Annotated in this window: 13 protein-coding genes and 1 riboswitch; of the genes, 12 read left to right on the plus strand and 1 reads right to left on the minus strand. The window is 68.1% G+C overall.

Translation table 11 applies throughout. The annotated features are described in order from the left end of the window. The first annotated feature begins 16 nt into the window (after positions 1-16). From ACXI0U_RS11265 to ACXI0U_RS11280, 4 genes are all read left to right on the plus strand, one after another. Complete coding sequence (locus ACXI0U_RS11265) at positions 17-307, plus strand: c-type cytochrome (RefSeq protein ID WP_236234016.1); 291 nt, start codon at positions 17-19, stop codon at positions 305-307. Positions 308-427: 120 nt separating this feature from the next. Beyond that, positions 428-769: a DUF2946 family protein gene (locus ACXI0U_RS11270; RefSeq protein WP_236234017.1), complete on the plus strand. Its 342-nt coding sequence runs from the start codon at positions 428-430 to the stop codon at positions 767-769. 136 nt (positions 770-905) lie between these two features. After that, entirely contained in the window at positions 906-2,828 is a 1,923-nt protein-coding gene (locus ACXI0U_RS11275) for a TonB-dependent receptor plug domain-containing protein (RefSeq protein ID WP_479550257.1), read from the plus strand. Positions 2,829-2,863: 35 nt separating this feature from the next. Then, entirely contained in the window at positions 2,864-3,304 is a 441-nt protein-coding gene (locus tag ACXI0U_RS11280) for a copper uptake system-associated protein (protein ID WP_431484663.1), read from the plus strand. Between the two features lie 42 nt (positions 3,305-3,346). Here ACXI0U_RS11280 and ACXI0U_RS11285 read toward each other — a convergent pair whose 3' ends face one another. Then, positions 3,347-4,030 carry an energy-coupling factor ABC transporter permease gene (locus tag ACXI0U_RS11285; protein WP_350448501.1) on the minus strand — a complete coding sequence of 228 codons (684 nt, stop codon included), beginning with the start codon at positions 4,028-4,030 and terminating at the stop codon, positions 3,347-3,349. A gap of 60 nt (positions 4,031-4,090) precedes the next feature. Next, a riboswitch (cobalamin riboswitch) is annotated at positions 4,091-4,284 on the minus strand. A 347-nt stretch (positions 4,285-4,631) separates the two neighbouring features. Here ACXI0U_RS11285 and ACXI0U_RS11290 point away from each other — a divergent pair. The 8 genes from ACXI0U_RS11290 to ACXI0U_RS11325 all read left to right on the plus strand — a co-directional run bounded on the left by ACXI0U_RS11290 (position 4,632) and on the right by ACXI0U_RS11325 (position 12,058). Next, positions 4,632-6,692 (plus strand): TonB-dependent hemoglobin/transferrin/lactoferrin family receptor, encoded by a 2,061-nt coding sequence (locus ACXI0U_RS11290; RefSeq protein ID WP_479550258.1) that lies wholly within the window; start codon positions 4,632-4,634, stop codon positions 6,690-6,692. 11 nt (positions 6,693-6,703) lie between these two features. After that, positions 6,704-7,579, plus strand: coding sequence for an MbnP family copper-binding protein (locus ACXI0U_RS11295; RefSeq protein WP_479550259.1), 876 nt, complete (start codon positions 6,704-6,706; stop codon positions 7,577-7,579). Further along, positions 7,576-8,775: an MbnH family di-heme enzyme gene (locus tag ACXI0U_RS11300; protein ID WP_479550260.1), complete on the plus strand. Its 1,200-nt coding sequence runs from the start codon at positions 7,576-7,578 to the stop codon at positions 8,773-8,775. The genes ACXI0U_RS11295 and ACXI0U_RS11300 overlap by 4 nt, the downstream gene beginning before the upstream one ends. Positions 8,776-8,826: 51 nt before the next feature. Then, a complete protein-coding gene (gene mbnA / locus ACXI0U_RS11305) occupies positions 8,827-8,922 on the plus strand; it encodes a methanobactin (RefSeq protein ID WP_236234024.1) in 96 nt (31 codons plus the stop codon). Between the two features lie 66 nt (positions 8,923-8,988). After that, positions 8,989-9,801 (plus strand): methanobactin biosynthesis protein MbnB, encoded by an 813-nt coding sequence (gene mbnB / locus ACXI0U_RS11310; RefSeq protein WP_479550261.1) that lies wholly within the window; start codon positions 8,989-8,991, stop codon positions 9,799-9,801. Then, on the plus strand, positions 9,794-10,363 hold the full coding sequence (gene mbnC, locus ACXI0U_RS11315; protein ID WP_479550262.1) for a methanobactin biosynthesis protein MbnC: 570 nt from the start codon (positions 9,794-9,796) through the stop codon (positions 10,361-10,363). The genes mbnB and mbnC overlap by 8 nt, the downstream gene beginning before the upstream one ends. Then, on the plus strand, positions 10,360-11,622 hold the full coding sequence (gene mbnM, locus ACXI0U_RS11320) for a methanobactin export MATE transporter MbnM (RefSeq protein WP_479550263.1): 1,263 nt from the start codon (positions 10,360-10,362) through the stop codon (positions 11,620-11,622). Before mbnC ends, mbnM begins: the two co-directional genes overlap by 4 nt. Before the next feature lie 52 nt (positions 11,623-11,674). Continuing rightward, on the plus strand, positions 11,675-12,058 hold the full coding sequence (locus tag ACXI0U_RS11325) for a DUF2946 domain-containing protein (protein ID WP_316926010.1): 384 nt from the start codon (positions 11,675-11,677) through the stop codon (positions 12,056-12,058). The last annotated feature ends 73 nt before the right edge of the window (positions 12,059-12,131 follow it).

Raw genomic sequence — 12,131 nt, forward strand, 5'->3', positions numbered from 1 at the left:
AAAACAGGAGTTGATCATGAAGAAATCCCTGCTCTTCGCAGCCTGCCTGCTGGCCCTTCCCCTGGCCCAGGCGGCCCAGGAACCCGAGGCGGTGTTCACCCGCGCCTGCGGCATGTGCCACAACGGGCAACTGCCCACCGCTCCGAAAAAAGGCGATGCCGCGGCCTGGAAACCCCGCCTGGAAAAGGGTGACGAGGTACTCGTGCAGCATGTGACCCAGGGCTTCAACGCTATGCCGCCGCGCGGCCTGTGCATGGATTGCAGCCCCGAGGACTACAAGGCCGTGATCCACTGGATGGCCAAGTAACGCTGTGCCTGGGTTCGCTCCCGGCGGGCGAACCCATCCACCGCCCTCGTCCCGATGCAGAGACCTGCCCGCCCACACCTGAAGAGCGCCCGCAGTAGCCCAGGCTCCCTGATCGCCTGGATGCTCTACGCCTGCGTCCTGTACAGCGTATTCAGCTGTGGCATCCAGCATGGCCAGGCGGCTGGCCTGCAATTGAGCGGGCTGGAGACACCGTTGTGCAGCGCCGACGGCCAGCCATCTGCCGGTTCAGGCACGAGCCTCCCGCTGCCAGCTGCTTGGCTGGCCTCTTTCACCTGCCCGCTTTGCGCCTCGGTGCCACTCGGCATCGGCCTGCTTCTGGGCCTCTCTTGGCTGTTGCGCGGCGGCCATGCGCCTCACCCACGGCCGCGCCCCCGTCCGGGTGCACCTCCCCGCCATACGTGGCCTCCCGCCAGCCCACGGGCTCCGCCTGCACCCTGCTGAACATCCATTGCGCTACGCCGGGCACTGCAGGTGCTCCGGCGCCCGTTCAGAGAAGCACACAGCCTGCACGCCACCAGACGGCAAAGCCCGGTGCGGGCGGCGGCTGAATAAAAAGCAGAATCAAGGAGTAAGTGGCATGTTGATCAAACGTCTGAGCTACGGCATTTCCCTCGCCTTGTGGGGAACGGCCAGTGCCACCGCAGCCCAGGTCAACCCGATCGAGCTACCCGAGTCGAAGGTGACGGGGAAAGCGGTTATCGATGAAAACGCCGTGGACGCCTTCGCCAGCATGGCGACCCTTGTGGGCGAAGAGCAGATCCGCGACCTCAACGCGCTGGACCTGTCGTCCGCGCTGCGTCGCACGCCCGGGGTGACGGTGTCGCGCTTCAACCCGGTCGGCTCGTTCGGCGGAGCCGAAGGTGGGGCGGTCTACATCCGGGGCATGGGGGCCAGTCGCCCCGGCAGCGAGATCAAGACCTTCATCGACGGCGTTCCCTTCTACATGCCGGTTTGGAACCATCCGCTGCTGGACTTGCTGCCCATCAATGGCATGGAGCGAATCAGCGTCTACAAGGGCCCGCAACCGCAGAACTTCGGCAACACCTTCGCCGCCATAGACCTGACGCCACGCGCGGCCGCAGCGGGTGACCACCAGAACGGCACACTCCAATTGACCGGAGGCAGCTTCCGCACGTTCACCGAGCAGGCCAGCCTGACCGGGCGCAGCGGCGCACTGGGCTACAGCCTGGCGCAAGGCACCGCCCGCTCGGACGGTGACCGTGCCGATGGCGACGGCCGCCTGAACAACGGCCTCGCCAACTTCAGCTACCAGCTCGATGACAACTGGTCGGTGGCGCTGCTCGCCTTGCACGCGGACAACCGTGCCTCCGACCCCGGCCAACAAGGGCGGCCCGACACCAGGAGCGGCGAGTTCAATACCCGTGGCAGCCTGGTATCGATGACGCTCGCTCACGAACACGAGCAGTCCCGAGGCAGCCTCAAGCTCTATTACAACGAAGGTCGCGGCAGCGCCCTCGACCAGACCGGACTCGACGGCGACACCATCACCGACTTCAGCATGCAGGGCCTGCGCTGGTCCGAAAACCTGATGCCCTGGAATGGCGGCGAGATCGCAATGGGGCTGGATATAGACCAGATGGAAGGCCAGGTGGCCTTCAAGCGCTTGGCGCCGGCTCCCCGTGACGACTTCGATACGCCCACCTTGCGACTCATCTCCCCGCACCTGGGGCTCAGCCAGGCGATCGAACTGAACCCGGACTGGACGCTCACGCCTTCGGCCGGCATCCGTGGCTATGACCACAACGTCTACAAGAGCGAAACGGCACCCCATGCCGGACTGCTGCTTTCCACCCAGGACCTCGAGTTCCGGGCGAACCTGTCCAGGGGCGTCAACTACCCCGGCCTGGAAACCTCCGTTCTCTCGCACCTGATTCCAGCCCTGGGTGAAAGCTGGCGTGAGCTGGAGCCGGAGCGCATGGACCACAGGGAACTGGGGGTCAAGTTCAACCCCACCCAGAGCGCGACCCTCGACCTGGCCGTATTCAAGGACAAGCTGCAGAACCGCTACCTGTTCGCCTTCCCCCCGGCCGTGACCCAACCCGCCTACGTGAACCTGGGCGACTACGAGATAAAGGGCGCCGAAGCCTCCTGGCAGCAGAGCTGGAACGAGAGCTGGAGCAGCTTCCTCGGCTTCACCTGGCTCGACCCCAGCCTGCGCAACCTGCCTTACGCGCCGCGACGCTCCTTCTCGCTGGGAACCACCTACACGACCGGCCCCTGGCGCCTGAGCGCAGACGCGCAGTACCAGAGCAGGATGTATGTGCTGCAACAGGAGCGGGTCGAGGGCGCGAGCAACTTCGAGCAAGTGGACAGCTTCACCGTGGTCAACCTGCGCCTGGGCTATGCCCTGCCCGAGCTCGGCGAGGAGGGCGAGGTGTTCCTGGCCGTCGAGAACCTGTTCGACCGTGACTACGCGTACCGCACCGGCTACCCCATGCCCGGCACCTCAGCCCAGGTGGGCGTGAGGATGGGCTTCTGAAATTTCACGACCTGGCTCATCGAGGAGACAAGCTTATGAAGTGGACAAGACACCTGATCGTGCTCTGGGCGCTCACCGGCGGCTACGCACTGGCCGACAGCCAAGCGGACCGACAAGCCATCGAGCACCTGATGAAACACACCTGGGAGCGCCCGGAGGCGGCATTGGACGTCGGCCCGGTGACCCTGGAAGGCGACTACGCCATAGCGGGCTGGACGCAAGCGGAACGAGGTGGGCGCGCCCTGCTCACACGCGTGCAGGATCACTGGAAAGTGGTGCTGTGCGCGGGCGACGGACTGCTCGACGAAGCGACCCTGAAGGATGCCGGGCTGGCCCAGCGAGAAGCGAGCGACCTATTGCGAGCCGTACGCACGGCGGAGTCGGTGATAGCGCCGGAACGGGTCCGGCAGTTCTCGCGCTTCAAGGGCATCGTGCGCGTGGATGCTCACGCCGGGCACGGTGACCCGCAACACTGACCTGGGGCCGGGTGCATGCGAGGACATGCACCCGGCTTGCACTCAAGCAGCCGCGTGGTGCAAACGCACGTTGAACAGCGGGCCTTTGCTGTAGCGCGACAGCGCCTTGGCCAGAGCCAGCACGCCCAGGTCGATCAGGGGCTCCACCAGGATCACACTCATGTAGGCGATGCCGAAGGTGCCGACGGAGGCCAGGGTCTCGCTGGAAAAACCATGCCCGTAGAAGGCCCAGAACCCGACCCAGGCGACGATGCCGCCCTGATAGGCGGTGGACAGCGCCAAGGCCTGGGTGTAGCGCGTTTCCACATAGGGCGTAGCAGACGGAATGAGACGGTTCGCCAGCAGGCTGATGCCCCACAGCGGCACCAGCAGGGTGGTGACGTTCATGCCGTACTGGGGCAGGTCGAAGGGCGCGAAGAACAGGCCCTGGATGAGCAGCCCGGCAGCCAGCCCGACCGCCGCCGCCCCCGCACCGAACATCAGCAGCAAGGTCGAGCCGAGAATCAGGTGGACCTCGGAGACGCCCACCGCGTGGTGCGGCAGCACCTCGAAGAAGCAGAACACCAGGGCTGTGGTGATCAAACTGCGCAGCGCCAGCGCGGTCACACCGCCGTTGCGGCGGATGCTGTCGACGGCCATCTTGGCCGTCAGGCCAAAAGCCGCTACTGCCGTGCCATAACTGAGGAAGATCTTCGCGCCTTCTACGACGCCAGGTTCGATATGCATGGGTGGTGCTCCGTGCCGCGCCCACCGCGCGACGATAGGGATGACTAAGGGGGCCGGGCTTTCGCCCGCTTGCTGATGGCAGGTCTCCTGGCTCGCAGTTCACCGCTCAACCCACCTTCCCAGCCGTCGCCAGTGGTACATCGGGCATCGCGCTCTGCTCACAGTTGCGGGGGCAGCCATGGCTTGGGCATCTCGCCGACCATGTTCCCTCTTAGTTCCGGGGCACCCGGAAAACCATCGGCGGAAATGGTACCGATTCCCGCCACGGCGGCATAGAAATCCTTGAACCCCGATCACCGGGGGTGCGACAGCTCGCCACAGGGTCATCACGCCCCGGGCCTGAGGCGGTCGCTCGGGACGAGCGGCACGGCGGCCTGCGGTGGAACGTCGCAGTTAAGCCCCGGCGCCGGCCTTGCTAGTTTCCCGTCCCGGGCTGACCAATCCCATGGATCGGCAGCCCGACCGCATGCGGGCACCCCTCGGGTGCCCGGCCACCATCCAGGGATCGGATACCTCGAGGCGCTCAAGGAACGCCGCCGTTCCCGGATCAACCGGTGCACCCGCAAGGGCGCCCGAGAGTCTGCGAGAGAAGGGAAAAGGCATGGTTGTCTCTGCATCGTTTCGTCCCCTGTGGTTGCGCCGCACGCTGTCCATGGGGCCTGCCACGGCCTGGCCATTGCTGCTGGCGGCATGCGGGCAACTCCAGGCCGAGGAGCGCCCCACGCTGGTGCTCGACAGCACCACGGTCACCGCCACACGTAGCGCCAACAGCAGCTTCGCCCTGCCCGCCTCGGTCTCCACGGTCGACCGCGAGAACCTCGACGACGCCCAGGCGGACACCCTCTCCCGCGTACTGCGCAGCCTGCCCAACGTGAACGTCGGCGGCGGCCCGCGCCCGGCTTCGCAGAGCCCTGCCATCCGTGGCCTGCAAGGGCCGCGCATCATCCTCAGCGTGGATGGCGCCCGGCGTAACAACGAAGGCGGCGTGAACAGCCCCCTGCTGCTCGACCCGGATTTCATCCGCCAGATCGACGTGGTGCGCGGCCCGATGTCGGCCGCCTACGGGAGCGGCGGGCTGGGTGGCGTAATGGCATTCGAGACACTGGCGGCGGAAGACTTCGTCGCCCCCGGGCAAACCTTCGGTGGCCGCGCCAAAGTGAGCTATCGCAGCGGCGACGAATCCGCCTCCACCAACCTCACCGCTGCGGCCTTGAACGACCAGGGCGATGTGCTCGCCAGCGCCACCTACCGCGACTACGGCACCATTCACACTGCCAAGGGCGGTACGGATGCCGAATACCCCAACGATGGCGACCTCACCGCCAGCCTGTTCAAGGCGGGGCTCAACCTGGGGGACCTGAACCGCCTGGAGCTGGGCCGGCAGACCTTCGACGACGACTTCACCGGCCCCACCAACCCCGGCGGCAACCTGCTTTTCCCTTTCGATCAGGACAGCCACCGCCGCCAGGAGCAGTACACCGGCAACTGGCTGTTCCACGATGCCGACCGGGCCCTGCTGGATGGCAGGCTCTCCCTCTATCGCACCCGTTATAGCCTGTCGGGCCATAGCCGCTCCACACCGCCCCAGCCGGACACCTCGGGCATGACCCGCACGGACGGCGGCAGCCTGCAGAACACCACCACCTTCGAACTGGGCGAGGACTACCGCCAACGCCTCACCTACGGCCTGGACTACTACGAGGACACTGCCGAGAACACCTCCGCCGGCCAGGCCAACTCGGTGCTGCCGGACGGCAAGATGCGCGCGCGCGGCGGCTTCCTGCAGAGCGAACAGGAGCTGTTCCAGCGCTGGACGCTCATCGCGGCGCTGCGCCATGACGACTACAAGCTCTCCTCCCCCGGGCAGGACAGCACCCACCATGACCGGCTCTCGCCGAAGCTGGCGCTCAAGTACCAGCCGCTGGATGCCCTGGGCCTGTTCGTCAGCTACGGGGAAGCCTTCCGCGCTCCCACCATGACCGAGATGTACGGCAACCTGAACACCAACAGGGCGCTGTTCAACTTCCGCGCCAACCCGAACCTGAAGCCCGAGGCCAGCAAGACCTGGGAAGGCGGTTTCACCCTGGACTTCGGCCAGCTGCTGGCCCCCGAGGACCGTTTTCGCCTCAAGGCCACCTGGTTCGACGAGGAGGTGGAAGACCTCATCGACCAGCAGACCGTGGGCACCTACACCCGCCAGGCGCCCTTCGCCGGTACCGGCCTGATCTTCCAGCGCCGCAATGTCGCCAAGGCCGAGCGCCGTGGTGGAGAGGTCGAGGCCGCCTACGAGTACGACCGCCTCACCCTCGGCTTGGGGTATTCACGCCTGCGCTCGCGCAACGCCCAGACCGGAGCAGACCTCTACGCCCCACCGGACAAGCTCGCCCTCACCCTGGACTACCGCCTGGATGAGCAGTGGTCGGTCAACTACCGCAGCCAGTTCGTCCGCGCACAGGACTACGACGACACCCTGCTGCGTCGCCGCGACGGCTATGCCCTGCACGATATCGGCCTGACCTGGGAGCAGGACCCCTACCGCGTGGACCTGGGCGTCAGCAACCTGTTCGACCAGGCCTACGCCACCTACCAGCAGAGCCAGGCCAATACCTTCACCTACGAGGAAGGCCGCAGCGTCAACCTCACCCTCAGCTCGCGCTTCTGAGAGACCGTGCCATGACCGCCGCCCGCCTCACCCTACTCGCCTTCGCCGCCCTGCTCGGAGCCTGCGCCAGCCCTCCACCGCCCGGCCCTCGCACGGTGGTGATCGACTTCGCCCTCCAGGCCAACGGCCAACCCGCCCGTTGCGGTGCCACGCTGGGGCCACTGGGGGTGGACGCCCGCCCGGCGACCCTGCGCGATGCCCGTTTCTACGTGCAGGACCTGGCGCTGATCCGCGCGGACGGCAGCCACGAGTCGGTGGCGCTGGAGCGGGACGACTGGCAGGACGGCCAGGTGGCCCTGCTGGACTTCGAGGACGCCAGCGGCGCCTGCCAGGGCGGCACGACCGCCACGCACCACCAGGTACGCGGCCAGGTGGCGGCCGGCGACTATGTCGGGCTGGCCTTCAGCCTCGGCGTGCCCGAGGCGCTCAACCACACCAGCACCGAACTGCAGGGGCCGCCCCTGGATATCGCCGCCATGGGCTGGAGCTGGCAGGCGGGACGCAAGTTCGCCAAGCTCGAGGTCAACCCGGAAGGGGGCGTGGCCAAGGCCGACGGCTCACGCGCCGCCAGCTGGTACCTGCACCTGGGCTCCACGGGCTGCAGCGGCAACCCGCTCACCGGCGAGACGGTCGCCTGCCTGCGGGGCAACCGGGTGCCGGTGACGCTGCCCCGCTTCGACCCGGCGCGCGACGCCGTGGCCCTGGACCTCGGTAGCCTCCTGGCCGGCAGCCAGGTCGGCCGCGACCTGGGCGGCGCGATGGGCTGCATGAGCGGCCCGGACGACCCCGAATGCCCCGCCGTCTTCACCCGCCTCGGCCTCGACCTGGCCAGCGGCCAGCCGCTGCCCGCCGGCCAGGTGGTCTTCCGCGTGGTGCCGCGCCCATGAAGCCGGGCCATCGCGCCCTGCTGGCGGCCGTGATGGCGCTGCTGTCGGCCGGCGTACAGGCGCAAGAATGGGACTGGCGGCTGCCCAGCCACGTGCCGGCCCCACGGGTCCCCGCCGACAACCCCATGAGCGCCGCCAAGGTGGAGCTGGGCCGCCGGCTGTTCTACGACCCGCGCCTGTCCGGCAATGGCACCCTCGCCTGCGCGGGCTGCCATGACCAGGCCCGGGCCTTCAGCGACGGCACGCCGCGCTCCCGTGGCAGCAGCGGCGCCGCGACCCATCGCAATGCACCCGGCCTGACCAACGTCGCCTGGAACGCCACTTACAACTGGGCCAACCCGGCGGTGGTGTCCCTGGAGCGGCAGATGGAAGGCCCGCTGTTCGGCGACGACCCGGTGGAGATGGGCGTGAACGATGCCAATCGCCCACGGATTCTCCAGCGCCTGCGCGACGAGCCCCTGTACCCGGCGCTGTTCGCCAGGGCCTTCCCGGACGATCCCGAGCCCATCCGCATGGCGTCGGTGATCCGCGCCATCGCAGCCTTCGAGCGCAGCCTGGTGTCGGCCGACAGCCGCTACGACCGCTTCCTGCAGGGTCGCCTGCAACTGACCGCCGCTGAACAGCGCGGCATGAACCTGTTCTTCGGCGAGCGCGCCGAATGCCACCACTGCCACGGCAGCTTCAACTTCAACGACCAGGTGGTCCACGCCCGCACCCGCGAGGTGGAAACGCCCTTCCACAACACCGGGCTCTACGACCTGGATGGCCAGGGCGCCTACCCCTTCCCCAACCGGGGCGTCTTCGAGCTGACCGCCCAGGCACAGGACATGGGCGCCTTCCGCGCCCCCAGCCTGCGCAACGTGGCCCTCACTGCGCCCTACTTCCACGACGGCAGTGCCGCCACCCTGCGCGAGGTGCTGCGCATCTACTCGGCCGGCGGCCGGGCAATCACCGACGGGCCGCTCAAGGGAGACGGTCGCCTCAACCGGCACAAGAGCGGGCTGATTGCCCGCATCGAACTCAGCGAAGCGGAGCTGGGCGACCTCGAAGCCTTTCTCGGCAGCCTCACCGACCTGAGCCTGCCCAACGACCCCCGCCACGCCAACCCCTGGCCGGCGGGCACGGAGTTCCTACCCACCCACACCCAGGAGGTCGCGCACCCCCAAAAAGCCAACCGCTTCACCACGGACCCATGACGGCCTGGCCGTCGAACACCCTTCATTGCTGATCCATCAAGGAGAACCACCATGAACATCAAGATCGCCAGCAAGAAAACCCTCACCGTCGCCGGCCGTGCCGGTGCCTGCTGTGGCGCCTGCTGCGCCCCGGTCGGGGTGAACTGAGCCCAGCCCGCGTCGGTGCCCCGCACCGACGCGGTCCATCCAGGGAAGCCGCGCCAAGGAGAAACCATGCGCCTGGGATTCAACTTCACCCTGGGGGAAACCACCCCCCTGGTCCGTCGCCTGCTGGCCGAAGGGCGGATCGACTACGTGGAACTGCTGATCGACAACTTCCTGACCCTGGAGCCCGACGCCATCGCCGCCGCGTTTCCCGCGCCCATGGGCTTCCACATCATGTTCTCCCGCTTCATCGAAGCCGAAGAGGCCGCCCTCGCCGACATGGCCAGGCGCCTGCGCCAGCTGATCGACCGCGTGCAGCCGCTCTACGTCTCCGACCATGTGGCGCGCTTCAGCCACCAGGGCCGCCAGCTCTACCACCTCGCCGAAATCGACTATGCCGCGGACTACGAGCAGGTGCGCCGGCGCGTGGATAACTGGCAGCAGTTGCTCGGCTGCCAGGTGCTGCTGGAGAACTACCCCTCCATCCTGGACGGCGGCCGCGATGCGCCAAGGTTCTTCGAACGCCTGTGCCGGGACACCGGGGCGGGGGTGCTGTTCGACATCTCCAATGCGGTCTGCGCGCACCGCAACTGCGGCCTGCCCCTGGACGCCTGGCTGCCGGTGATCGACGCGTCCCGGCATTTCCACGTGGCCGGCTACAACCTCTCCATCCTCCAGCCGCACCTGGTGCTGGACACCCACGACCAGCCCCTGTCGGACGATACCCTGGCCTTCATCGAGCGCTATCGCACGCGCTTCGAGCACCCCGGGGCCACCCTGACCTACGAGCGCGACGACGCCTTCGTCGACCGGGATATCGACGCCGACCTGAAGCGCCTGCGCACCCTGTTCCCCTTTGCGGAGGCCCGCCTGCATGCCTGACAGCCCGCGTACCGACAGCCAGCTCCTGCACGCACTCTTCCACCCGCAGCGCCAGGGCGACTACCCCCGAGACTCCAAGGCCTTCGTGCGCATCGACACCAGCCTGCGGGTCTACTGGCACAGCCTGTTCGACATCTGCCCCGGCCTACTCGCCCTTTCCGGCCCCGATGGCCTGGCGATCTTCCGCCCCTTCATGGCCTGGGCCGTTGAGCAGGAGCTGTCGTTCAACTGGGCCTGGTACCTGTGGGTCGACCTCTGGCTGCGCCAGTCGCCCTTTCACCAGCAGGTGGAAGACGAGCTGCGCTACAGCCTGATGGCGGCCTCGGCGGCCCGCTGGGCGACGGGTGATCGCTCGTCCCACCGGGGCATCGTCCTGGGAGCGGCCGACCTGCCCGACCTGGTATGCGGCTGGAAAGCCACCAGCCTCGAGGCCGGTCGCCAGGTCGAGCGCCTGGAGCTGGAAGAGCCCCTGCCGACGCCAGGCACGGCCCATGGTTACTTCACCTGCGAGCAGCCCGACCTGTCAGGTGGCTTCCCCGGGTGGACCCAGACGCCCCGATGAAAACGCTCTTCTGGCGAGGTTTCGGCGCCCTGCTGCTGGCCTTCGCCGCCGGTCAGCTCGGGCCGCAGCTCGACCTGGCGCTGCTGGCCCATGCCGGCCAGGGCGTGTCGGGGCTCTATGTGCTGGTGACCCGGCTGGCGATCCTCGAACTGGTCATCACCCTGGCACTGGGCGCCAGCCTGTCGGTACTGGCAGCCCGCGGCGAGCGCTCCGGGCAGCCTGGAGAAGGCCTGCGGCCCGCGCTGCTCCTCGCCGCCGGCGTCGGACTGCCGCTGGGCCTGCTCGGCGGCCTGGCCGGCTACCTGTTGCTGCCGCGTCTGTTGTCCGGCGACCCCGGGCAGGTGGTCACGGCGCTGGCCGCACTGCCCTGGTTCTTTGTCGCCGCACCGCTGCGGCTGCTCAACGGCTGTGCCGCGTTCCTGTTGCACGCACGCGGAGAAGGGCCTCTGGCGCTGCGTTGCAAGGCAGTGGAGCTGCTGGCCAGGCTGCTGCTCGGCGTGGCGCTGATCCAGGGCCTGGGAATGGGGTTGGGCGGGTGCTTCATCACCGGGCTGCTGCTCAACCTCGGCACCGCTCTGTGGCTTACCCGGCACCTGGCGCGTGCCTCGTCGGGCCAGCCCTGGTGGCCGCGGCGCGACTGGCGTTCCCAGGCCCTGCGGGGCTGCGCCTGGGAAAGCCAGCGCCTGCTCGCCATTCAGGCCTTCGGCCTGCTGGCGGTTGCGCTGTTCGCCGCCGAGCGGTTCTGGCCGCCAGCGCCTGGCCGCCTGGACGCCTTCTCCAGCGCCCTGACCCTGGCGCTGCTGGTATTCGCGCCGCTCAGTGCCTTGCTGCGCTTCCTGAGCATGCGCCTGGCCGCCTCGCCTGCCGAGACCCATCCCGAGGCGATCCGCCAGGTGACCCACCGCGCCCTGCCCGTCGCCGTTGCCGTAGCGGCCCTGCTGGCACTGTCGGTCCACAGGCTGGGGGCGCTCTACGGGCAGGCCGGCCCCTGGTGGACGACCTACGTGCTGATCCTCGCCGTCTCCCTGCCCGTGCGCGTGCTCGGCAACCTCCGCCGAGCGCAGCGGCAGGCCGCCGGCCAGTTCGCGCTCGTCGGCCGGCTCGACGCCGGGCTCCTGTGGCTGATCGGGCTGCCGACACTGCTGGCCGGCCTCGCCATGAACAGCCCGCTTCTGGCCTATGTGCACCTGTTGCTGCCGGAGCTCTGCATCCTTGCAGCCCTGCAGAGAGCCCACACAAAACAGCCGGAATTCTGCTAGCATCCGGCGCGCTGTCCTACAGTGCACTTGGAATAGCAGAGAACACCCACCGATGATATTGGCCCGCCGACATCGCTCGCTGCTCGCCTGGATGCTTTACTGCAGCATCCTGCTCAGCGCGCTCGCGTGCGCCATCGGTCACGGGCAGATGGCTGGCCTTGCCCTCAGTGGAATCGACGGGCAATTCTGCTCCCTCGATGGAACCAGCAGCGGCAAGACGCTCGGTGACGACAGCATGCCGATCGGCAGCCTCGCCTCAGGTGAAGGCTGCGCGCTGAGCTCCACCTTTGGCGCCCTCATCCTTGCAGCCTTCTTCGGCCTGCTGGCCCTGCTCGCCCCCACCCGTGACTGGTCATTGCCCAGACGCCCGCACCTGCACCGCCCGCCTCGGGCCTGGCTTCTCGCCAACCCCCGAGCCTCGCCACACCTGGCCTGATACGCCCCCCAGCGGGGATGCACGGCTTCGCCAGAACAACCACAGCGCCAAAAGCGTTGGCTGAAGCGTCGTC

The organism is Pseudomonas sp. C9D1, from assembly GCF_056491235.1.